Raw genomic sequence first — 22,843 nt, 5'->3', positions numbered from 1 at the left:
ATTCTAATGTTTTGAATGGTCTGTTATCCAAGTAACCTCAAGTGCTGTTTCAGCCAATACAACTCGTCCTTTGCCCGTTGATGAAGCACTGAGTTTTGTATCTTGAGATCATTGGGGGACTAATTCTTGAAATAAAAAACGGCCTCAAAGCGGTAATTGTTTTGAGACCGATTCGCTGATAATCCAATAAAAAATTCTAATGGATTACAACGTGTTATCTGGAACAATGCGTAAGGGCAGTACATCACTGTCGGTTGTGATGATCAAAGAGCTATCAACTCTCAAACAGCTCCCACCGTAACTACCACTAACTGCAAATGTGCATACTTGTACACGATAGCCATCGATTTGAGGTAACCGCCATAACTCTTGATAGATATTGTTTTGGTGAGCAAAACGTCCCTCTGTTTGTCCTAATTGTTGTTGATGTTTATCAACCAAGAGTATGTTGTCGCCACAGCGTCCGGCAATCGGCTTGATGACGTATCCACGTTGTTTGAGTTCGTCGGTCAGGTCGAACGAGCAGTCGAGCAGGTAGCGGTGGTCTGGAAAAAGATCCCAAAGCACGGGCAAAATCGCTTTGTTGCTGGGTATGAGTGTCCAAAGTGGCTCGTAAACTTGTACGGTTGGACGCAGCAGCAAATCAACCAAACGTACTGGAGAGTTAGGTTCGCCAGTGCGAATCGGTGGCGCGCGGTCATCATCCTCGCATTCGTGGCGAATTTGATCGAGTGCGGTTTCCCATGCCCATGTTTTCCATACATAGGTGATCACTTCGTTATCTTTATCGACCACTTCACCGGCGTCATTCCAGTGCAGTTGGTCAAGTCCGCGGATAATCTTGCTACGAATGCCAGCTTGGGTGATGGCATTTTGCATAAAAAGTGCGTGATAATTTTCTTCTTTATCATCATCTTGCAATATATGCACTGTGCCTTTTGCATCACTATGACGCCATGTTTCCACCAAGGCGGAAAGTAAATCTTCGCCCGCATCGTTACCCTCTTCACAACCTGCTTGTTTTGCCCATAATCCTTGAATCACTCCAGCTTCGGTATGACATGAAGCGGAATCGGCATTGTATTCGTAGACCTTGAGGCCTTTGTGAGTGAGGCAAAAGTCGAAACGGCCATTAATCATTTGGTGGCGGCGATTTTGCCAAGAGCGGCGTAGGCGAGGCCAAAGCACTTTAGGAATATTGAAATGGGTAAGCAGTTCATCGTTGCGCAGCACTTGCTCTGTGGCATGCAGGTACATTAAGTGCAACTCATTAGTCGCGCGAATCAGTTCACGTTCAGCGGTTTCTGACAGGCGGAAGTAACGCAATTGCTCTTGGGGAGATTCGGTAAGGAAATCACCGCCCATCGCTTGGGAGAAGGTTTGTTGCAGTGGTTCGCTATGATCAAGCCAAGGCTTGCTGAACTGGCCTTTATCTTCAACTAGACGTGAGTTTAGATCAAATAGTGCCGGATTTGACCAGTGAGTTGGTTCGGCATGTTCTGTGTCGTCGGTTTGAATCATCCAACCTAACACGCGTGCTTTACTCCAATCTTCAACAATGTGGTAAGTACCGTTTGGCGATTGTTCTAAGGTCAGCTCGCGACACCACTGCTGGCCAGTCGGTAGTTTGCAATGTTCGCGGTTTTGCTCTGCGATACGAACTTTGTCGTCCAATACTTCAGTGATGACGGCAACGTGGCCAGTGACATCAAATTCGCCATACGCAGACCATATCAGCAGCGCGCCAACTTCAGGCTTTTTCTGGGTCCCATTTTTAAAGGCTTGTAGAGGTAAGAGGGCGTCGTCTTCAACGCGGCGTAGATGGCGTAGGGAGAAAATATCGTAAGCCATTGGTACATCGGTAAAAACAAGGCCTCGGTTGAGATAAAGCCAGCGGCGAGCAAATTCAACACATTGCCATTTATGGCCCATGTATTCATTACCGATGTAGCTACGGTAATCCGAGCGATGGTGAAATTCGGTTGGATCTGCACTGTTATAATCGCTGGAGAAGATAGCAACGCCCCCAGGAGCGTGGCCGAGTACAGTGCCGAAAGACTCGGGGGGAAACTGTAATTTGTGCAAAGCAAATTCCTTAGTTATAGAAAACTGACTGGTAAATGCAATTAGTCGCATTATAACTCTGCTGTTTTATAGGGGAAGGACTCTCAACGAAAAGTTTTGGCTTATTTTTAACTCATTAAATCAGTTTAGTTATGGGGGAGGGCGCTAAAATCTAAACATACAAAATGAGTTGTTCTCGGCACTGTCATGTGCGTCGAGTAGAAGCAGGGATGACAGTGCGTTGATTGAATTTCTAAGCTTAATATGTGTTATTTAGTAGTTTTAGAAATGTGGCAAGTGCAGGGTTATCGGATGTTTCTTTACAGACAAAATGGAGTGACGCTTGTTGCGGTAATATGTCTAATTGTGTGTAGCGCACTTGCTCGGAATGGCGCGAAAAATGTCTTTCGTTCACGATAGCGACGCCATAGCCCGCGGCGACTAGCCCAAGCATGGTGTTTTCACCATGCGCCCATTGCACAGTTTTTGGTGCCCAACCCAGTTGTTGGAAAAGAGCTTCTTGCCAATCAAAATAGAATGGATCGGCGCTTTGGGGTAAGCGAATCGCGGGGAGCTGATTAAGTTCATCGATGGTTATCGTTGGCGAAATTTCCTGTTCCCAACTCGCAGGGTAAGCGAGTACCAGCTTGTCTTTGCTGATCAAGTGGGTTTCATATTCTTCAGATAGCTGTGAATGAAAATAGATAAAAGTCCCATCAATTTGACCTAATTCTAATCGCTTTAGTAATACGACTGGAGAGTCGGAAAAAACTTCCAACTCGACTTGTGCATTGGCCTGACGAAAGTGATTAATTTGTTCTGTGACTTCACCTTGCCACAAAATAAAGTCTGGTGCGCCAAGGGCGAGTGAGCCATATTCGGTTTTCGCAAACTGACGCACTTTGGCGTTGGCATCTTCTATTTGACGCAACACTGCACCAAGATGCTTTTGATACACTTTTCCTGCTTTGTTCAACGAAAGGCCTTTAGGCAATCGGTCAAATAGTTGCACGCCTAGTTCATCTTCCAATTCTTTGATTTTTCTAGAAATAGCTGGTTGGGTTACGTGAACCTTTTTTGCCGCTGAGCGGATGTTTTGTGTTTCGGCAACAGCCAGAAAATATTTGAGATGACGTAGTTCCATCGTTTCACTTCTAAATCGGCATCGGTTGATAACTATATATCAATTTCATTGATTACAAATAAAAAGCATTATCATTTCGCAATTGAGAAAACCAACCCAATGGTCTTATCGGTTATTGCGAGTGGATAGCAGGAGTTGCCTGTGTTGACTTTGTTGTGTCAATGCTAAAGGCAGCTCTCGAATTTCTATGTACTAAGCAAAGTCGCTATTCAGATAAAGTAACGGCCTCTTTATCTTGAGTTTTAGCCCATTGCTTAAATCACCCATGCCACTTGTCGATAACGACCATGCTTTAGCAGAGAAACAAAGCCTGTTTGGAATTTGATTAAACGCCAATATCTTGGACGGATGAGTTGTGCCTGATCATACCGTAAATACGGTATTGCGTCCGAATTTTGTCGGAGTGTGAGTTTGTGATTCGTAGTTTTATATGAAATTAACTTATTACATGAGAGCACGAAATAATCAATAAAGCACGTAAATATCGTGCTTTATTCTCTGCAAAAGTTATGGCGGAAATTGGGTATCTCATTAATTTAAAAATTAAAAATATTAAAATTTTCCAGCGTAGGATTTTTATTATGGGCGGTATGAAAAGTGGTACGTGTTCACGTAAAACACGTTATAACCCAAGACATTTGCTTTTGTGTTGTTTCCCTGTATTAGCTTATTCAGGGGTTGCGTATTCTCAAGATCAAAATAATAGCGATGATAAAGAAGTCGGCCGTATCAATACTATTTCGGTTTACGGTCAAGCTTTATCCGACGATTCACAAACTACCGTACCTAAAGAATTATGGGTGGGTGGTAAAGTGGCCACCAATGTTCTCGACACTCCAGCGTCCGTTTCTGTTATTACTCAAAAAGAGATGGATCAACGTGACGTTGCCACGACCGAAGAGATTCTTCAATATTCTCCTGGTTTACTGACCGATTACTATGGTTCTGATGATCGTAACGATTACTTCAAAATCCGTGGTTATGAAGCAACGACGTATCGTGATGGCATGACGCTAGGTTCAATGCGCAGCGTGCGTGAAGATCCGTATGCTTTTGAACGTGTGGAAGTGATTCGCGGCGCGAACTCTACCTTGTTTGGTCCAGCTGACCCTGGTGGTTCAGTGAACTTTGTGAGTAAACGTCCTAAGTTTGAACGCTTCGGGTCAAGTTATGTCTCTTATGGTTCGTTTGACCATAAAGAGATGGGGCTTGATTTTGGCGATACAATCGATGATGAACAAACGGTCGCTTATCGTCTTACCACTAAAATTAAAGACAGTGATTTAGAATACGATCACTCTAAAGATAACTCTCAGTTTGTGATGGCGGGGCTATCATGGCAACCATCGCTTGATACTACAGCGACATTAATTGTCGATTACCTTGGTCGTGATTCAACACCAAACAGCGGTGGTTATCCTCTCGACAAAGAGTACGATCGCAGCGACTTTTTTGGCGAGCCTGATTACAACAAACACAATGTTGATCGTGCGAACGTGACAGCGCAAATTTCTCACTATTTTGATAACGGTATGAAGTTAAGCGGTAATTTACGTTATAGCCATTTACGTGATGATTTCGGTTATATCTATTTGTATGACTACGAAGGCCGAACTGGCAGCGATATTTCTCGTTACTATTTTGGTACAGACACGGATTCTACCCAGATCATTGGTAACACTATTTTGCAATACGATGCGAGTTTCGACCGTATCGATAGCAGCTCGCTAATTGGTTTGGAATATCGTAATTCATCGACTCATGAGGTGGATTATTATGGTTCGGCAAGCAGCATCAATATCGATAATCCGACGTACAGCGGCGCTCCAACGATTGGTGCTCCTTACAGCGATACGGATTTAGATTCGATCACTAAGTCTATCTTCTTGCAACAAAACCTATCGCTTGATAGCCGTTACATCTTAACCGTAGGTGTGCGCCATGACTTTATGGATCTCTCCAGTCGTGACATTGACAATACCCTAAGCAAAGATGATTTCTCAGAAACTTCACTGCGTGCGGCGTTGACTTACAAGGTATCGCAAGAGTGGTCAACTTACATTAGCCAAGTGGAATCTGTCGCTCCACCAACGATTGGTGTGAAACCTGAACGTGGTAATCAGATTGAACTGGGTGTGAAATACGCACCACAAGAGATTAACGCGCTATTTTCTGCAGCCATTTATGACCTGAAGAAAAAAGACGTGACCATGGCGGTTGTGCAAGACAACGGTACGATTGAGAAAGAAACCATGGGTGAAACTCGCGTACGCGGTATTGACCTAGAGATGAAAGCGGAAGTAGCAGAAGATTTCAACGTAACCGGCGGTTACTCTTACATGAAATCAAAAGTTATCCGCGGCAGCTTAAGCGATGGTTCATCAATTGAAGGTAATGAGTTTGTTGCAACACCAAACCACACTGCTTCGCTTTGGGGTTACTATACGCTACCAATCAAAACCATGGATGTAGGTTTAGGTGCTCGTTACATCGGTAGTTACTATTTCGATACTGACAACACATCGAAGAGTGAAGCTGTCACCTTGTTCGACGCTGCGTTCTCATACCAAATCAACAAAGCGACCAAGTTCTCGCTTAACGTACATAACTTGACCGACAAACAGTATGTTGTTGGCTCTGGTACATCGGATTACTACAACCCAGGCCGTTCATTTAACGCTACGTTGAAGTATGACTGGTAAGTACACGAGACAATCGTAGAAACTGACATGACAAAAGCCGCGCAAGCGGCTTTTTTGTTGGTGTGGATACAACTCAAGTGTTGTATGGAAGGTATTGTACAACTCCTGAGTTGTATTTTTGTGCCGGTACAACTTAAAAGTTGTAATTGGACTATTTTACAACTAGAGTGTTGTTTTTAACTATTGACACAACTTTTTAGTTGTTTGAGGTTAATAATGAAGAATATCGATGAAATTGCAGCACTGCTGGTTGAGCAACGTAAAAAACTCGGTATCGAGCAAAAAGACATGTATATGCGAATTGGCATGAAGCAGCAACAATATCAGCGTATTGAAGCGGGGAGCGACATCAAGTTATCAACTTTGCTTAGAGTGCTAGAAGGACTGGATCTGGAACTTACGATCGCGCCTAAAGGGAAAAGAGAACGTTGCGCTTCAGTTGAAGGTGTTTTTCAAGATCAGATCCAAGCATCTCAAAGTGATGAGTTACAAGATGATACTGATGACCTCGGTTTTTGGTTTGGCTCTGAGGACAGATGATGAGTAAGCAGATAGAAAAGGTTGAAGGTCTTAATATTCAACTGCATGGCATCGATGTTGCGGTTGTTGCTCATTATGCTGGTGGTAAAAACATTCTCACCTTTAACCCTAATTTTACCGCTATGTCAGATCACCAGCGGCCAGTTTTTACTTTGAGGCAGTTGCTTGATCCTAACTATTTAAGCAAACCACAAATTAGAACAGATAAGATTCCACCTGTCCTGTCGAATCTACTGCCTGAAGGGGCGTTAAGGGAAGTGACAGCTCAAGCGCTTCGATGTCATACCAATAATGAGTTTTCAATCCTTGCCTATTTGGGCTCTAACTTACCTGGAGCCGTTATTGCTCACCCAATAAAAGTAGGTGATATGCCAGCTTGGGCATTGGAGCAACGGTTGTCGACAGAGCCTCAACAAATTGATGTTAAGCATGCCGATACCAAGTTTTCATTAGCTGGTGTACAGATGAAATTTTCATCGTCTCATTTAGATGGCCGTTACCACATCGATCAGGAAATCTCTGAGGATATGTGGATTATAAAAACGCCCTCGACAATCCACAAAGGTGTACCCGTTAACGAATATACCTGCATGAAGTTGGCCGAAGCAGCAGGAGCCAATATTCCAGAAGTTCGACTAATTGAACTTAGCGAATTGGCTGGATTGCCAAGTATCAAGTTACCTGATGAGCAGTATGCCTATGGCATCAAGCGATTTGACCGTAGCGATAAAGGACGCATTCATACAGAAGATTTTGCGCAAGTTTTTGGCCTTTATCCTTCGGATAAATATCAACGGGTGAATTATGAGCAACTAGGTAGAGTACTGTATCAATCAAGCTCAGAGCGATTGAAAGACATCCAACAAATGGCGAGACGATTGTTGATTAGTGTTCTACTGGGTAACGGTGATGCTCATCTTAAAAATTGGACCTTGATTTATCATGATCAGATATCCCCTCGTTTGGCTCCTCTCTATGACGTGGTGTTTACCGTGCCCTATATTGAACATGACAGCCTAGCGCTCAATATGGCTGAAACCAAACAATGGTCTGAAATCACCATGAAACACTTTGAAGTGTGGGCAGAGAAAGCTGGAGCACCGTGGGTTGCAATTAAGCCGCACCTGAATGACGTTATGAACTTAGCAAGAAAAAACTGGCTTGAACTTTTACAAGCTCTTCCAATGGATGCTGAGCAGAAATTAGCATTAAAGCATCATTGGCAATCGCTACATTCGGACTTTTCAGTTTAGAAATTATAGAAAATACTAATGAGTAACTAAAATTGAAAAATGATTATTGGGTGGGAGAGCGTTTCAAAGAACGTGAAATTGCTTATACGATTAGTGAAGAAATGGCTAGCCATAGGGTAGATGTCGAAAATGTCATGGCCCTTATTAAAGCCCATCATCTTTGGCTCAATTCCGCGTTGGCAAAAAAAAACGCCTGAATGTGTGGAGTATATTTTAGTTCATGAGATGGTCCATTTACTGGAACGTCACCATAATGACCGGTTCAAACATCTTATGGATCGATTTATGCCGAGAGCTAACCAGTAATTTGTCATGGGATACACGCAATGAATGATCAAGAGGTTATCGATAAGGCAATTTCTGAAGCTAAAAAAATGAAAAAGGCTCTGGCTAAAAGGATGGTGGACTATTTGCCTCAGGAAGAGTCTGCGGTTTCTGTTTTTATGGCGGGTTCTCCTGGAGCTGGAAAAACTGAAACAGCGCGTAATATTTTGAGTATGTTTAAAACTCAAAGTGGTATGTCGCTAGTTCATATCGAAAATGATGAGCTTCGCAAAGAGTTCGCTGATTATCATGGTGATAATTCACCATTGTTCCAAAGAGCTGCTACTTCTTCTGGTAGAAGCGATTCACGAGCGTGCGTTACACAAAGACGTTAGCTTTATCTTGGATTCAACATTGTCTAGCTTTGAAAAAGCAAAGGTCAATATCGAACGTTCTTTAAAGCGTGGAAGGTTTGTGCAAATTATCTTTGTCTATCAGGAGCCTGAGCAAGCATGGCGCTTGGTGAAAGCACGAGAGAAAGTTGAAGGGCGAAGAGTTCCAGAAGAAGTGTTTGTGACTCAATTTATGCAATCACAACAAGTGGTTAGTGAATTGAAGAAAATATTTGGTTCTGATATCGATATTATGTTCATTGAAAAAAATATTGACGGAAAGAACGAAAGACCTCATTTTAATGTGACTGACATTGACGCATTGTTACGCAAAAAGTACAATCGCCAATCTTTAGAAACCATCGTCGGATTACAACAATCATAAGGAGGAAAGGATGATCGGTACTAAACGTGAAAAGGTTAAATCCACACCTTTCTCTGATTTTATTCGTCATGCTTCATCAAGCGAGAAACGTAAACTCTTCGATAAAGTGGTAAAAGAAACGATCAAAGAACAGCAAGAAATGATTGCAAAAGCTGATCAGCGCGTTTGTCGTTAAAATCAAACATCATTTAACAAAGCCGCTTAATAGCGGCTTTGTTGTTTCTAGAGTTTAAATAATCTCACATATATATCATCACCCCGAACTAATCCAATAGCTCTCAGGTTTCGAGTGGTTGTGTTCAATAAGCTTCCTTGAGAAGCCTTTTCAATATGCTCGCTCCACCAGCACATCATGGGAATACGACGCTCTAGGTAGTCAGTTCGGTTATAAGCACTACGTACCTGGTTGTCATCAACGTGCGCTAATGCGGCTTCAACCAAATCTCGTTCGAATCCTTGTTCATTGAGCGTGGTACTGGCTAATGAGCGCAAGCCGTGGCTGACTAATCGCCCAGCAAAGCCCATACGTTTTAAAGCCATATTGGCGGTTTGGCTATTGCATGGCTTTTTAGGATCACGGTCCGATGGGAAAACATATTCTCGATGTCCGCTAATCGGTTTCATGACTTCCAGTAAAGCCAGCATTTGTTCTGTCAGTGGAATGCGATGCTCTCTTCTTTTTTTCATTCGTTCTGGTGGAATAGTCCATATCTTGGTTTCTAGGTCTATTTCCTCCCAGCGAGCACTTGACGCCTCGTTAGGGCGTGTCATGGTATGAAGCTGCCATTCAATTAAACAACGTGTAGTGCGCTTGATACTGGCGGTAGCGATGGCTTGCATCAGCTCTGGCAATTCTGCTGGAGCGAGAGCGGCCATGTTTTCTTTTTTTGGCTTTTTGAAAACTTCTTTAATGCCGGAGAGTGGGTTGGCTTGAACCAACCCACAGTTGACGGCGTAAGTCATTACTTCATTGAGTCTTTGAGTTAGACGCTTAACGGTTTCTAAGCTGCCTTTGGCTTCGATAGGACGTAGAATTTTGATGACATTAGGTGCTGTGAGCGCATAGATAGGTGTATTTCCTAGAGAAGGAAAGATATGCAGTTCCAAAGAACGCCAAAGATCTTTGGCATAATCGGGAGTGACACTGTCTCGTTTAATTTCCATCCAACGTTTCGCAATGGTGTAAAACGTGTTTTGATAAAGCGCTTGAATGGATAGTTGCTCTTGTTCACGCGCATCTTTGGGATCAATACCTTGTGCAACTAACTCACGATATTTTCGCGCCAATTCCCTTGCCAGTTTTAAACTGACCTTATCGAGAGTACCCAAACCAATATTCACACGCTTTTTCGTGAAGGGATGGCTGTATTGATAGTTCCAGTGCTTAGTACCGTTACTGCGTACTCGTAGTTGAAGACCAAAACCGTCTGAAAGGTTGTTGTCTTTCTCTTTAGGTTTGGCGTTTTTGATTTGAGTTTGGGTAAGAGGAGTAGCGGCTTTCGGCATAGTAGTCACAGTATTCTAGCGCTTCGTTGTATTCCAAAATTTCATTGCAAAAGTTTTGGGATATAACCTGGAATACATAAAATTATAGCTACTGCTCGAAGAACAAATACCTGTAAGTCAGCAAATTTGTCTTACTGATAAGAAAACAAAAAGGCCGCTAACTCATTGAGTTAGCGGCCTTCCAATCGATTGGTGGAGCTGGCGGGAGTTGAACCCGCGTCCGAAAATCATTCATCTCTGGTACTACATGCTTAGTCGATCTTTAATTTCACCACCGCCTGCGAACCGACACGCGAACGAATGGCTAACCTGAATTGTATCTTACGCTTCATCCCTCAGGTGGGGGAATCCACGCCAGCTTGATTGTTTTTGACCTTCTGAACTCCCCGTCCTACAAGCGGAGGCTAGGGCAGAAGGGCTCTGAGCAGGTTATTAAGCTGCTAGTGCGTAGTTTTCGTCGTTTGCGACTATTTTTTTGCGGTTTGTTAACGAGGCCTACCGCACCTCGGCATGCACCTCGGACTTCAAAATTCCCGTCGAATCCTAAATCAGCCCCAAGGTTGTGAGTGCATAGTAACAGATTGTTTTCATCTGTCTAGCTCTCTAAGTTCAAGTGGTTACAATTAACGCAAGTTACTTTTCATGATGCGCGCTTTTTGGCGCTGCCAATCTTGTTCTTTCAAAGTATCGCGTTTGTCATGCATTTTTTTACCTTTGGCAACACCGATTTTCAGTTTTACCCAAGAACGCGACCAGTAGAGCGATAACGCAGTTAACGTCATACCTTCGCGGTTAATTCGTCCAAATAGGTTGTCCAATTCACGACGCGATAGCAAAAGCTTACGAACGCGAGTTGGATTTGCTACAACGTGGGTAGAGGCTTGTTGTAATGGAACGATGCTCATTCCAGATACAAACGCTTCTCCGTCACGCATGTAAACATAGCTTTCTGCGATATTTGCTTTGCCTTGGCGAAGTGCTTTTACTTCCCAGCCTTGTAGCTCAAGTCCTGCTTCAATTTCATCTTCAATGAAATATTCATGACGAGCTTTTTTGTTTAGCGCGATAGTGTTACTACCCGCTTTATCTTTAGATTTTTTCTTTGCCATAGTGGGCGCATTATACGGGTTAGTTAATATGATGAAAATGCTTTTCTTTATATACCCTTATAACCTTCAAAAATAGCGTTTATAGCGCAATTTCTTTGGGTTGTGTAGGTAATAAAGCGTGCAGCTTAACTGTGACGTTACGTGGTGGCAAGTCGTTAATACCTTAAGCGTGCTAAGCGCACATTCGCGTGTTTACAACTTGATAAATGGGGTTGTTTTTGTTGTTTTCAAGGGAGCGGTTTGAATCTATTAATCTAGGGGGGCGGGAAGCTTGAGCTGATGTGCTGATGCCAGTACAATCGCTGCGCTAGATTGTCTCGGAAAACAATGAGGAGTGAAGATGAATCAAGTGAGTCGTTCTGCGTTAGTGTCGTTTAGTGCAGAGCAGATGTTTCATCTGGTCAATGATGTGGCTCGTTATCCAGAGTTTTTACCTGGTTGTTCAGGGTCACAGGTGATTGAGTCTACCGATGACAAAATGGTTGCGTCTGTCGATGTTGCAAAAGCGGGCATCAAGAAGACGTTCGTGACTCGAAATGATCTGCGTCCGGGCGAGGCGATTTTAATGGAGTTAGTGGATGGCCCATTTAAAACCTTGCGTGGCGGTTGGTATTTTACTCCGCTCGATGAGCAGGCATGTAAAGTCGAACTAAAGTTGGAATTTGAGTTTTCTAGCAAAATGATTGAGATGGTGTTTGGTAAAGTTTTTAATGAGTTGACTAATAATATGGTGAACGCATTTACTGAACGTGCGAAACAGGTGTATCGATAATGGAAAATGAAAGCGGCATGATTCATGTTGAAGTGGTTTACGCACTTCCTCATGAACAAAGAGTGGTTAAGCTGGTGGTTAAGAGCGATTTGACCGTTGAAGAGATCATTCAAAAATCCGGTCTTTTGGAAATGTATCCTGAGATAGATTTGAAAGCGAACAAGGTTGGTGTTTATTCGCGCAACGTGAAATTAGACGCAACAGTTCGCGATCATGACCGAATTGAAATTTACCGACCTCTCGTTGCCGACCCGAAAGAGATTCGCCGTAAGCGTGCTGAACAAGCAAAACAAAAATAGCAAAAAGCTCGCCTAGGCGAGCTTTTTTGATGCAGTTTAGTTCACACCTTCAAAGAAGTTCGATCCCGGTTTGTAATCACCAGAGATTTTCACGAGCTTGTCTGAATCATTGAAGTTAACCACCAAATCTTTTTGGATAGTTTCATCATGACCTGGGGTGTGAGAATAAATGTAGTACCACGTATTTGGATAGCCGTTTTCTACGAGCATTGGTGATCCTAGTACATAGCGTACTTGTTCTTTTGACATGCCAAATTTCAGTTGGTCAACTTCACGTTGCTCAATGTAGTTTCCTTGGTTGATGTCGATTCGGTAAACCAAACGCTCTACAACGGAACAGCCTGTCAGAGCACTGAGTGCTAGAGGGAGGGCGATAAGCCACTTGCTAAACTGCATATTTTAAAATTCTGTACTTTTGTGATGGACTCAAAAACTTGGCTGATAATAAACAAGCTCGAGGCAGAAGTAAAAACTTCGTTCACTTCCTGAGCTTTATATGACTGCGAATTTTGAATTTGGTTGCAAAGATAGAAGAAAATTTTTCGATTACGTGGGGTATATCAGAAGGTTATCAGGTACTGCATGGATTGCAGTACCTGTTTGTACATTCATGATTAAGCAGCAACGAGTAACTCTTTTGCGTTGGCAAGGGTTGTTGGCGTAATTTCACTACCACCTAGTAGGCGAGCCAATTCAGCGATACGCTGCTCTTGGTTCAATTTAACCATTTGTGTTTCGGTTTTGCCTGCTTTGGTTTGTTTAGCAACAAACATCTGGTTGTGGCCATAGCCAGCGACTTGAGGTAAGTGAGTGACACACAGCACTTGGGTTGATTCGCCCAGTTTGCGCAGCATTTTGCCAACAACCGCAGCGGTAGGGCCAGAGATACCGACATCCACTTCATCAAAGATTAGGCTAGGGGTATCTACTTTCTGTGCGGTAATCACTTGTATTGCTAGTGACATACGTGAGAGTTCGCCACCTGAAGCCACTTTTGCGATCGGTTGTAGTGGCTGACCTGGGTTTGTTGAGACCAAGAAAGTCACTGCGTCAAATCCTAGTGGTGATGGGTGCTCTTGTGAGTTCACTTCGATACGGAATTGAGCATGTTCCATACTCAGTTCGTGCATACTTTGTGAAATCAGTTTATCTAATTCTTTGGCATAGCGAGAGCGAGACTTGTGCAGCTTTTCTGCTCGAGTTACAAGAGCTTGATATTTTGCCGCGACATCTTGTTCGTACTCTGCCATTTTTTCATCTGAGCAATCGAGCTGGGCGATTTGGCTCAGTAGGTCTTGATGATGTTGGTAAAGTTCTTCTGGAAGAACATGGTGCTTACGAGAAAGCGACATAATGCGTGAGTAACGCTCTTCAACAAACGCCATGCGCTCAGGATCAACATCGATACTATCGAGGTAGTTTCTGAGTTCACTATTGGCTTCTTCTAGCTGAATCATCGCTTCAGAAACCATATTGGGCAGCGTAGATAATGAGTTGTCTAATTCTGCGAGCTCTACAAGGGTGCTACTGGCCGATTGAAGAATGCTTAAGGCATTGACCTCTTCACCTTCGTAAATGAGCTCTATGGCCTTTTGACAGTTAATCGCAAGGTCGCCACTGTTAGATAAGCGTTTGTACTCTTGCTCCAATTCACCAAATTCATCTTCGGCAATGGCAAGTTCATTCAGTTCTTTTATTTGATATTCGAGTAACTGAAGTTGAGCCAAATTGTTTTGGCTGTTTTCTTTGAGTTGTTTTAATTGATTATTAGCCTGACGCCAGTCTTGGTAAGCCAAACGCGTTTTCTTTAATAATTCGGTATGCCCGGCGTACTGATCTAGCATGGTCAGTTGATATTCATTTTTCATCAGTTGTTGATGAGCATGTTGACCATGGATGTTAATCAGTAACTGTCCTAATGATTTTAATTGGGATAGAGGAACTGGGCTACCGTTGATAAACGCGCGGGAACGGCCTTCTTTGGTGATGATGCGACGTAAAATACAATCTTTGCCATCAAGAAGTTCGTTGTCTTCCAGCCAGCGGGTTGCGTTGACGTTGTTATCGAGAATAAAGGTGGCGCAGACTTCGGTTTTGGATTCACCTTGTCTTACAATGCTGGCTTCCGCTCGGCCGCCAAGACATAAACTTAAAGCATCGATTGCGATAGATTTGCCTGCACCTGTCTCACCGGTAATAGTGGTCATTCCGGAAGCGAGTTCTAATTGCAAAGATTTCACGATAGCGAAGTTATTGACACTGAGATGAGCCAGCATTTTATTGCACCTGTATAGTTGAACAATACTGTATAAGAAAACAGTATATACTGTTTCTTTATACAGTAAAGATGATCAGGTGAATAATTTCATTGTTCTTAGAAAAATGTGAGATTTATCAAAAGAGCTTGCTCGACCACCCCAGCTTATTCCTTAACACGTGATAGTAGTTGTAGTCTTTAGGATGTATCAGTTTCAGTACATTAGGACTCTGATAAATATGCACTTCGTCCCCAGGAGATACTGGAAGTGTCACTTGCCCATCACAGCTCACTTCTTGATTTGATGAGTTAGTTGGGGATACCACTAACTTGATACGACGCTTGCCGTCCACAACGAGTGGTCGAGAAGAAAGCGTATGGGGAAACATCGGCACTAAAGTGATGGCGTTCAGGCTTGGCGACAAGATAGGACCACCACCAGAGAGGGAATAGGCTGTTGAGCCTGTTGGTGTTGAAACGATCAAGCCATCAGAGCGCTGCGAGAATGCGAAGTTATTATCGATGTACACTTCGAACTCGATCATGCGGGCGATTTGACCTGGATGGAGTACGGCTTCATTTAATGCAGAATTGTGGCTTTTAATCTGACCATGGCGATGGACTTCAGCTTCAAGAAGAAAACGCGTTTCTTCTATGTATTCGCCATTGAGGACTTGCTGTAAGCCACCACACACGTCATCAGGGGTGAGGTCGGTAAGAAAGCCTAAGTTGCCACGGTTAACGCCAATCACGGACACGTCAAAGCGTGATAAGACACGTGCTGCGCCAAGCATGTTACCATCACCACCAACAACGATAGCAAGGTCTGCTTTTTTGCCTAGTTCGAGAAGAGTGGCAAATTGAGTCTCTGGTATTTCCGGTAAAATCTCGGCCAAACGGTCATCGATAAATACGGGATAGCCAAGAGAAGTTAACCACTGATAAAGCTCTTTGTGGGTCTGAATTGCTTGTTTATCACGTGGTTTACCTATGATGGCGATCACTTCAAATGGTTTTTTCATGTGTTTTCCAACCTAATTAGGCTTGAATCAGAAATCTTCATCCCCATAATAAGGGCAAGTTATACTTTTATGCGAATTTTTGTGTCACGAAACAGACGAGAATTCAATCCCTCACCACAATAGAGTGTGGAATTCTGGAGATATCATGAGCAACGAAGAAAAAAAGATTCAAGAAGAAGAGCTACAGCAAGAGCAAGCGGTTGAAGTAGAAGCTGAAGCCGTAGGTACCGATGCCGATATCGAGTGGAATGAAAATGACGACGCCCAAGAAGGCGAAGTTCTAGATGAACAAGAAGCGAAAATTGCTCAGCTTGAAGCGGCTTTATTAAGCAGCGAAGAGCGTGTAAAAGAACAACAAGATTCTGTTTTGCGCGCCAAAGCTGAAGTAGAAAATATGCGTCGTCGTTCAGAGCAGGAAATCGATAAAGCTCGTAAATACGCATTGAACCGTTTTGCTGAAGAACTGCTACCGGTTATTGATAACCTTGAGCGTGCTATTCAAGCTGCCGATACAGAGAATGAAGCGGTTAAGCCTTTGCTTGAAGGTGTTGAACTGACTCATAAAACGTTCGCTGATGTTATCGGTAAGTTCGGCCTTAAAGTGATCAACCCTGAAGGTGAAGCATTCAACCCTGAATTGCATCAAGCGATGTCAATTCAAGAAAGTGCCGATCACGAGCCAAACACGGTGATGTTTGTGATGCAAAAAGGTTATGAGTTGAACGGTCGTTTGATTCGTCCTGCAATGGTTATGGTTTCTAAATAATCTAACCAGATAAGCTTTCATAATAATAAAGCTGGGAGTGTCCCAGCTTTTTTTCTATTTTGATGTTCATCGCTAGCTTTGGGCTGAAATAGCGCTTAGCGCGAAGTGACTCTTCAGGAAAAAAGAAAGGCGACTGCATTGCAGTCGCCTTGTGTTTTATTGACAGGCAGTCAATTAATTACATTTTGTAAGTAAGGTTTACGCCGTAAGTACGAGTTTGACCTACAGAAGCGCGGTAGTTGTTCACATAGAGCACCACGTCTTCGTTAGTTAGGTTTTTCACGTAACCGTCAATAGTCAGGTCACCCCAAATGTACTGTAGTCGAGCGTCTGCTGTTACATAGTCGCCTGCTTTGTATTCGCTGTCGTTGTCTAGGTCAGAGTAGTACTCACCAACGTATTTCGCGTCAGCACCAAATGAGAAATTCTCACCGATGTATTGAGTAAAGCCAAGACCAACGTTGGCGTGAGGTGTGTTAGGTAGTGTGTCACCTAGGCTATCTGTGTCGGAATCGATTTTAGAATTCATCAAACCTGCATTACCACGCAACATTAGGTTGTTCGTCGCCCAGAAGTTACCTTCAAGTTCTAAACCGTATGTGTGAGCTGAATCTACGTTAGTGATTTCAGAGTTTGATTGAGCTTGGTAGCCATCGTAATCGTTGTAGAACAAGTTAGCCGCAAGAGAAGCTCGGTTGCCAAATTGAGTTCTTGAACTTAGTTCATAAGCCCATACGGTTTCTTTGTCAAACGCGTAGTATTCGAAGCTTGTCATGTTCAAACCAGCACCGCCTGCGTTGTAACCACGGCGAATGTTGGCACCCAACGTTGTGCTTTCTGTTACGTCGTAAGTTGCCCCTACTTTTGGTAGGAATACGGTATCGCTATCGTCTTGATTTAGATATTCATCAGCGCTTTTGTGGAAGGTCATATCACGATCAATCGTGTTATGTTCCAAACGACCACCACCAATCAAGTTCCATACTGGAGTTAGGGCGTAAGTCGCTTCACCATATACTGCGTAAACATTAGTTTTGGCGCTACTTAGGTAAGTTGTTGTTGATGATGCAGGGTTATCAACTGTGAAGTCGTTCTTCTCGTGGTTTAAATAAACGCCAACCATGCCCGACCAAGCTGAAGCAGGGAAAGAGAAAGAAACACGGTTGTCGACTTCAAATGATTTGAGATCGTTATCCAACGTAGTTGAGTCTTTTGGATATTGGAAGAAATTAATGTTGTTTACTTGATAATCAGCATGGAAGTTATTTTGAATGCCGTTATCAAAGTCGTAGTTAACGTCAGCCGCAATAGAGTGTACGTCGGTATCCTGAATCCGAGTGTTACCACCTTTATTATTATCTAGTAGCGTCAGTGTTTGTGAGCCGTAATCGTCATCACTGTCGTTTACCCATGTGAGGAATTCACCTTTGTACTTGTGGTAGTTGTAGGTCAACTTGGCAGAAAGACCTGGGATTGAAGCTGGTTCCCAAAGTAACTTGGTGCGTAAATTCAAGTTTTCTGAATCATTTGGATCAACATCTTTGGTTGATGTCGATTCATCTTCATAGTTCATCCAACCTTCACCTTTAAGACCATCAACAGCGACACGCATTGCGAGTTCGTTATCAATGATAGGTGCGTTGAACATGATTGCAGCGTTTTTCTTGAAGTTACCGTTTTCGTAGTTTTCTAAACCGCCGCGAACTGCTGCTTCGTACTCGTAAGTTGGATCATTGGTTGTAGACACAAGCGCGCCACCGATGGCATTGGTACCTTGAGAGGTAGATTGAGGGCCACGTAGGACTTCAACTTGTTTTACATCCCACAACCCAGCTGGAGAATATGCATAACCAGTCCAGCGCTGGGTAACGCCGTCAACGATGGTTCCGATACGAGAACGGCTACCTGTCATATAAGCATATTGGCCAGTTGCTGCACCTGTACCACTGATACCACGGATACTGACTGACCCAAAACCTTCAGAGATAACGTCTGGAGAAATGGTTACCAAATCGTTTAATTTGCTGTATTGACCATTGCCAAATTGGTCTGAATCAATGACAGAAACTGCAGTCGTTGTTTTCTTTAAGCTACGATTGACCTTTTCACCTGTAACCGTGATGGTTTCCATGCTTTGCGCTTTCGATTCTGGCGTCGTTTCAGCAGACACTGCAAGAGAAGAGTAGAAAAGAGGTGCAGTACCTAAAACAGTTGCAATAACTAACTTGAGATAATTGGGCTTCCCAAAAGATGAGGAGCTAATAGATTGATTCATAATAGACGGCCTTTGACAATGTGATCATTATTGAGTTCCAAATGCTAAGACTAATGAGAATTGTTATCAATAGTATTTTTGTAATTTGATTCTTTACACAATTAATCGATAGTGTTGTGTGGGCTGGATCACGACTGGGTGGTTTTTCTATGCTATCAGATGTTTACAAAAACGTGCCAAAAGTGATTGTTCAATGTTAATTAATAATATTTGGTGATGGGAAGGTGGGTTTGAATTGTGTTTAGGCAGTGGTTTGATTGAAAAATATACCGTTCAATCACTCTTTATTATTAAAAAGTGTGATTTTTTGTTTGGAAAAGGATTGTAAATAAAACTGGCTATCCCCATTTAATGGCTAACCAAGCAGGAATGGTAAAGGCGATGTGGTGATTTATGCGGCATTTGGGCCTTTAGCAACAGAAAAAAATCATTAATTTGTATTTTTTTTCAAAAGTTCCCTTGAAAAGAATATTTACGCCCTAATCTAAGGGGCATAGAGAAGCAAACTTGAAAAAGTTTAGTTTGTGAGTAAGGGTTAAAAGCCCATTCTCCATCCCCATGTTGGGGATATAGCCAAACGAACAATAGAATTATTCGGAGATAGCCTGATGGGTAAAATCATTGGTATTGACTTAGGTACTACTAACTCTTGTGTTGCAGTATTAGATGGTGACAAACCTCGCGTAATCGAAAACGCTGAAGGTGAACGTACAACTCCTTCCATCATCGCTTATACAGATGGTGAAACTCTGGTTGGTCAACCTGCAAAACGTCAAGCTGTTACTAACCCAGAAAACACGCTATTTGCAATTAAGCGTTTGATCGGTCGTCGTTTTGAAGACAAAGAAGTTCAACGCGATATCGAAATCATGCCTTACAAAATTGTAAAAGCTGATAACGGTGACGCATGGGTTGAAGCTCGCGGCGAAAAAATGGCTGCACCACAAGTTTCTGCTGAAGTTTTGAAAAAAATGAAGAAAACAGCAGAAGACTTCCTTGGTGAGAAAGTAACTGGCGCAGTAATCACTGTTCCTGCTTACTTTAACGATGCTCAACGTCAAGCAACTAAAGATGCTGGTCGTATCGCAGGTCTAGAAGTTAAACGTATCATCAACGAACCTACAGCTGCTGCTCTTGCTTACGGCCTTGACCAAAAAGGCGGTGACCGCACTATCGCTGTATACGACCTTGGTGGTGGTACATTCGATATTTCAATCATCGAAATCGATGAAGTTGACGGCGAAAAAACTTTCGAAGTTCTTTCTACCAACGGTGACACTCACTTAGGTGGTGAAGACTTTGATACTCGCATGATCAACTACTTAGTTGAACAGTTCAAAGCAGAACAAGGTATTGACCTTAAACACGATCCGCTAGCAATGCAACGTCTAAAAGAAGCTGCAGAAAAAGCGAAGATCGAACTGTCTTCAGCACAACAAACTGATGTAAACCTACCTTACATCACTGCTGATGCAACTGGTCCTAAGCACATGAACATCAAAGTGACTCGTGCGAAACTTGAGTCTCTTGTAGAAGACCTAGTACAACGTTCTCTAGAACCAATGAAAGTGGCTCTAGCTGATGCTGGTCTGTCTGTAGGCGAAGTAACTGACGTAATCCTAGTGGGTGGTCAAACTCGTATGCCTATGGTGCAAAAAGCGGTTGCTGAATTCTTCGGTAAAGAAGCTCGCCGTGACGTGAACCCTGATGAAGCGGTTGCTGTTGGTGCAGCGGTTCAAGGTGGTGTTCTAGCTGGTGACGTGAAAGACGTTCTTCTTCTTGACGTAACTCCACTATCTCTTGGTATCGAAACCATGGGTGGTGTGATGACTAAACTGATTGAGAAAAACACAACTATCCCAACTAAAGCGCACCAAGTGTTCTCTACTGCAGATGACAACCAAAGTGCTGTAACGATTCACGTACTGCAAGGTGAACGTAAACAAGCGTCTTTCAACAAGTCTCTTGGTCAGTTCAACCTTGAAGGTATTAACCCTGCTCCTCGTGGTACACCACAAATCGAAGTTACTTTCGACTTGGATGCGGACGGTATCCTTCACGTGTCTGCTAAAGATAAGCAAACAGGTAAAGAACAAAACATCACAATTCAAGCTTCTGGCGGTCTAAGTGATGAAGATATCGAGAAAATGGTTCAAGAAGCAGAAGCTAACAAAGAAGAAGATAAGAAATTCGAAGAGTTAGCAACTGCACGTAACCAAGCAGACCAAATCATTCACGCTACTAACAAGCAAGTGACTGAAGCGGGTGATGCACTTCCAGCAGAAGAAAAAGAGAAAATTGAAGCTGCTATTAAAGAACTAGAAACTGCACGTAACGGTTCAGACAAAGCTGAAATCGATGCGAAAGTTCAAGCTCTAATGACAGCATCTCAAAAACTGATGGAAATCGCTCAGCAAAAAGCTCAAGCGGAACAAGGTGTTGAAGCAGGTCAACAATCTCAATCAGCTGATGATGATGTTGTTGATGCTGAATTCGAAGAAGTTAACGACGACAAAAAATAATCGTTAATACGAGACGCTTGTTCAGATAAGCCCTGATGGGCTTATCTGGTAAAACAGGTTTCTGCTTCGAATCACTCCTTGCCATAAGCAAGAAGCGAAGAAGTTTGATGCGGGCGTTTGAGGTGACTCTGACGCCCGTATGTTTGTCCACATAGTGTGGCTATAGATAAGGCGAAGCATTTTAATTGCAATAGCTCAGTTTTAATTTAATCAATGGGTTATGTGCTTTATCTATATCAATACAAACACCGAGCGGTATAGCCCGTTTGCAGTAATAATTGGTGACTAAGAACATGTCAAAACGTGATTTTTACGAAGTATTAGGCGTTAGCCGTGATGCCTCAGAGCGCGATATCAAAAAGGCGTATAAACGCCTTGCTATGAAATACCACCCAGACCGCAATCCGGGTGATGAAAGTGCTGCGGATAAGTTTAAAGAAGTAAAAGAAGCGTACGAAATTCTGACCGATGCCCAGAAAAAAGCGGCTTACGATCAATACGGCCATGCTGCATTTGAGCAAGGTGCTGGTGGCTTTGGCGGCGGCGGTTTCGGTGGTGGCGGCAGTGCTGATTTCGGCGACATCTTTGGTGATGTATTCGGTGATATTTTTGGTGGCGGTCGTCGCGGCGGCGGTGGTGGTTATCGTCCACAGCGCGGTGCAGACTTGCGTTACAACATGGAACTGACTTTAGAAGAAGCGGTTCGTGGCTGTAATAAAGAAATTGAAGTACCAACACTGGTTGAGTGTGATATTTGTCATGGCTCAGGTGCGAAGAAAGGTTCTTCTGCACAAACTTGTCCAACTTGTCATGGCCATGGTCAAGTACAAATGCGTCAAGGTTTCTTTGCGGTTCAACAAACCTGTCCAACCTGTCATGGTAAAGGCAAGATTGTTAAAGACCCATGTGATTCATGCCATGGCGAAGGTCGCAAACAGAAAACCAAAACACTTAACGTTAAAATTCCTGCTGGTGTCGACACCGGTGACCGCATTCGTCTTGCTGGCGAAGGTGAGGCAGGAGAGCAAGGCGCTCCTGCGGGCGATCTATATGTTCAAGTTCATGTTAAAGAGCATGCGATTTTTGAACGCGACGGTAGCAACCTGTACTGTGAAGTGCCAATTAGCTTTGGTATGGCAGCGCTAGGCGGTGATGTTGAAGTTCCAACATTAGATGGCCGTGTGAACTTGAAAGTGCCTGAAGAAACACAAACTGGCCGTATGTTCCGTATGCGCGGAAAAGGCGTGAAGAGCGTACGTGGCGGTGCGGTTGGTGACTTGATTGTGAAATTGGTAGTAGAAACACCCGTTAAATTGAGTGCACGTCAAAAAGAATTACTTCGTGAATTGGAGGATTCTTGCTTGGGGGAGGACGGCAATAAGCACAAACCCAAGTCGGAAGGCTTCTTCAAAGGTGTGAAGAAATTCTTTGACGATCTAACCAGTTAATTCGTAATTTTGCCTATTTAATCCATGCTTTTGGGTTAACGGTAAGTCTATTTTAAATCGGCCTCAAATGTGTTTGAGGCCGATTTTTTTGTATCTCAATCTGTTAACGAGCGTCACCGTGGG

General features: G+C 43.2%; 22 protein-coding genes and 1 other RNA gene. 13 read left to right on the top strand and 10 right to left on the bottom strand.

The features are described from left to right. Positions 1-204 precede the first annotated feature (204 nt). Both gss and JCM16456_RS11540 read right to left on the bottom strand, forming a co-directional pair. On the bottom strand, positions 205-2,085 hold the full coding sequence (gss, locus tag JCM16456_RS11545) for a bifunctional glutathionylspermidine amidase/synthase (protein WP_068714471.1): 1,881 nt from the start codon (positions 2,083-2,085) through the stop codon (positions 205-207). A 238-nt stretch (positions 2,086-2,323) separates the two neighbouring features. Beyond that, positions 2,324-3,208 (bottom strand): LysR family transcriptional regulator, encoded by an 885-nt coding sequence (locus JCM16456_RS11540; RefSeq protein ID WP_068714469.1) that lies wholly within the window; start codon positions 3,206-3,208, stop codon positions 2,324-2,326. A 581-nt stretch (positions 3,209-3,789) separates the two neighbouring features. On the opposite strand from JCM16456_RS11540, the gene JCM16456_RS11535 reads away from it, so the two are divergent. From JCM16456_RS11535 to JCM16456_RS24045, 8 genes are all read left to right on the top strand, one after another. Next, entirely contained in the window at positions 3,790-5,910 is a 2,121-nt protein-coding gene (locus JCM16456_RS11535) for a TonB-dependent siderophore receptor (protein ID WP_082712287.1), read from the top strand. A 216-nt stretch (positions 5,911-6,126) separates the two neighbouring features. Beyond that, positions 6,127-6,450 carry a helix-turn-helix domain-containing protein gene (locus JCM16456_RS11530; RefSeq protein ID WP_068714467.1) on the top strand — a complete coding sequence of 108 codons (324 nt, stop codon included), beginning with the start codon at positions 6,127-6,129 and terminating at the stop codon, positions 6,448-6,450. After that, a complete protein-coding gene (locus JCM16456_RS11525) occupies positions 6,447-7,703 on the top strand; it encodes a type II toxin-antitoxin system HipA family toxin (RefSeq protein ID WP_231894404.1) in 1,257 nt (418 codons plus the stop codon). The genes JCM16456_RS11530 and JCM16456_RS11525 overlap by 4 nt, the downstream gene beginning before the upstream one ends. A 32-nt stretch (positions 7,704-7,735) precedes the next feature. Next, positions 7,736-7,900, top strand: a complete 165-nt coding sequence (locus JCM16456_RS24005) for a hypothetical protein (RefSeq protein ID WP_162266519.1) — start codon at positions 7,736-7,738, stop codon at positions 7,898-7,900. Further along, a complete protein-coding gene (locus JCM16456_RS24410) occupies positions 7,824-8,009 on the top strand; it encodes a YgjP-like metallopeptidase domain-containing protein (RefSeq protein WP_082712286.1) in 186 nt (61 codons plus the stop codon). The genes JCM16456_RS24005 and JCM16456_RS24410 overlap by 77 nt, the downstream gene beginning before the upstream one ends. A gap of 20 nt (positions 8,010-8,029) precedes the next feature. Further along, positions 8,030-8,362, top strand: a complete 333-nt coding sequence (locus tag JCM16456_RS24335; RefSeq protein WP_197655204.1) for a zeta toxin family protein — start codon at positions 8,030-8,032, stop codon at positions 8,360-8,362. Further along, positions 8,244-8,744: a zeta toxin family protein gene (locus tag JCM16456_RS11520; protein ID WP_331710501.1), complete on the top strand. Its 501-nt coding sequence runs from the start codon at positions 8,244-8,246 to the stop codon at positions 8,742-8,744. The genes JCM16456_RS24335 and JCM16456_RS11520 overlap by 119 nt, the downstream gene beginning before the upstream one ends. A 10-nt stretch (positions 8,745-8,754) precedes the next feature. Further along, positions 8,755-8,919, top strand: a complete 165-nt coding sequence (locus tag JCM16456_RS24045) for a hypothetical protein (protein ID WP_169795768.1) — start codon at positions 8,755-8,757, stop codon at positions 8,917-8,919. 47 nt (positions 8,920-8,966) lie between these two features. Here the strand turns inward: JCM16456_RS24045 and JCM16456_RS11515 are convergent, their stop codons facing one another. The 3 genes from JCM16456_RS11515 to smpB all read right to left on the bottom strand — a co-directional run bounded on the left by JCM16456_RS11515 (position 8,967) and on the right by smpB (position 11,359). Next, positions 8,967-10,250, bottom strand: a complete 1,284-nt coding sequence (locus JCM16456_RS11515; RefSeq protein ID WP_068714464.1) for an integrase domain-containing protein — start codon at positions 10,248-10,250, stop codon at positions 8,967-8,969. Positions 10,251-10,440: 190 nt separating this feature from the next. Then, positions 10,441-10,806, bottom strand: a transfer-messenger RNA (tmRNA) gene (gene ssrA, locus JCM16456_RS11510). A 67-nt stretch (positions 10,807-10,873) separates the two neighbouring features. Continuing rightward, the gene (gene smpB / locus JCM16456_RS11505) at positions 10,874-11,359 is read right to left on the bottom strand and encodes an SsrA-binding protein SmpB (protein ID WP_068714461.1); all 486 of its coding nucleotides are present in this window, start codon (positions 11,357-11,359) and stop codon (positions 10,874-10,876) included. A 340-nt stretch (positions 11,360-11,699) separates the two neighbouring features. On the opposite strand from smpB, the gene JCM16456_RS11500 reads away from it, so the two are divergent. After that, on the top strand, positions 11,700-12,131 hold the full coding sequence (locus JCM16456_RS11500; protein ID WP_068714459.1) for an SRPBCC family protein: 432 nt from the start codon (positions 11,700-11,702) through the stop codon (positions 12,129-12,131). Continuing rightward, the gene (locus tag JCM16456_RS11495) at positions 12,131-12,430 is read left to right on the top strand and encodes an RnfH family protein (RefSeq protein ID WP_068714456.1); all 300 of its coding nucleotides are present in this window, start codon (positions 12,131-12,133) and stop codon (positions 12,428-12,430) included. Before JCM16456_RS11500 ends, JCM16456_RS11495 begins: the two co-directional genes overlap by 1 nt. 36 nt (positions 12,431-12,466) lie before the next feature. Here the strand turns inward: JCM16456_RS11495 and bamE are convergent, their stop codons facing one another. The 3 genes from bamE to nadK form a co-directional block, all read right to left on the bottom strand. Continuing rightward, the gene (gene bamE, locus JCM16456_RS11490; RefSeq protein ID WP_068714455.1) at positions 12,467-12,826 is read right to left on the bottom strand and encodes an outer membrane protein assembly factor BamE; all 360 of its coding nucleotides are present in this window, start codon (positions 12,824-12,826) and stop codon (positions 12,467-12,469) included. 218 nt (positions 12,827-13,044) lie between these two features. After that, positions 13,045-14,706: a DNA repair protein RecN gene (recN, locus tag JCM16456_RS11485; protein WP_068714453.1), complete on the bottom strand. Its 1,662-nt coding sequence runs from the start codon at positions 14,704-14,706 to the stop codon at positions 13,045-13,047. Between the two features lie 118 nt (positions 14,707-14,824). Further along, positions 14,825-15,709, bottom strand: a complete 885-nt coding sequence (gene nadK / locus JCM16456_RS11480) for an NAD(+) kinase (RefSeq protein WP_068714451.1) — start codon at positions 15,707-15,709, stop codon at positions 14,825-14,827. A 145-nt stretch (positions 15,710-15,854) separates the two neighbouring features. Between nadK and grpE the strand changes: the two genes are divergently transcribed. Further along, positions 15,855-16,475 (top strand): nucleotide exchange factor GrpE, encoded by a 621-nt coding sequence (grpE, locus tag JCM16456_RS11475; protein ID WP_068714449.1) that lies wholly within the window; start codon positions 15,855-15,857, stop codon positions 16,473-16,475. Position 16,476: 1 nt separating this feature from the next. On the opposite strand, the gene JCM16456_RS23715 is transcribed toward grpE, so the two are convergent. Further along, on the bottom strand, positions 16,477-16,614 hold the full coding sequence (locus JCM16456_RS23715) for a hypothetical protein (RefSeq protein ID WP_156430514.1): 138 nt from the start codon (positions 16,612-16,614) through the stop codon (positions 16,477-16,479). 39 nt (positions 16,615-16,653) lie between these two features. Then, entirely contained in the window at positions 16,654-18,750 is a 2,097-nt protein-coding gene (locus JCM16456_RS11470; protein ID WP_068714447.1) for a TonB-dependent receptor, read from the bottom strand. 608 nt (positions 18,751-19,358) lie between these two features. Between JCM16456_RS11470 and dnaK the strand changes: the two genes are divergently transcribed. Continuing rightward, positions 19,359-21,272 carry a molecular chaperone DnaK gene (gene dnaK / locus JCM16456_RS11465; RefSeq protein ID WP_068714446.1) on the top strand — a complete coding sequence of 638 codons (1,914 nt, stop codon included), beginning with the start codon at positions 19,359-19,361 and terminating at the stop codon, positions 21,270-21,272. Positions 21,273-21,565: 293 nt separating this feature from the next. After that, on the top strand, positions 21,566-22,720 hold the full coding sequence (gene dnaJ, locus JCM16456_RS11460) for a molecular chaperone DnaJ (protein WP_068714444.1): 1,155 nt from the start codon (positions 21,566-21,568) through the stop codon (positions 22,718-22,720). The last annotated feature ends 123 nt before the right edge of the window (positions 22,721-22,843 follow it).

The sequence above is a fragment of the Vibrio tritonius genome (assembly GCF_001547935.1).
Taxonomy (GTDB): Bacteria; Pseudomonadota; Gammaproteobacteria; order Enterobacterales; family Vibrionaceae; genus Vibrio; species Vibrio tritonius.
This window is presented reverse-complemented; position numbering and strand designations above follow the sequence as displayed.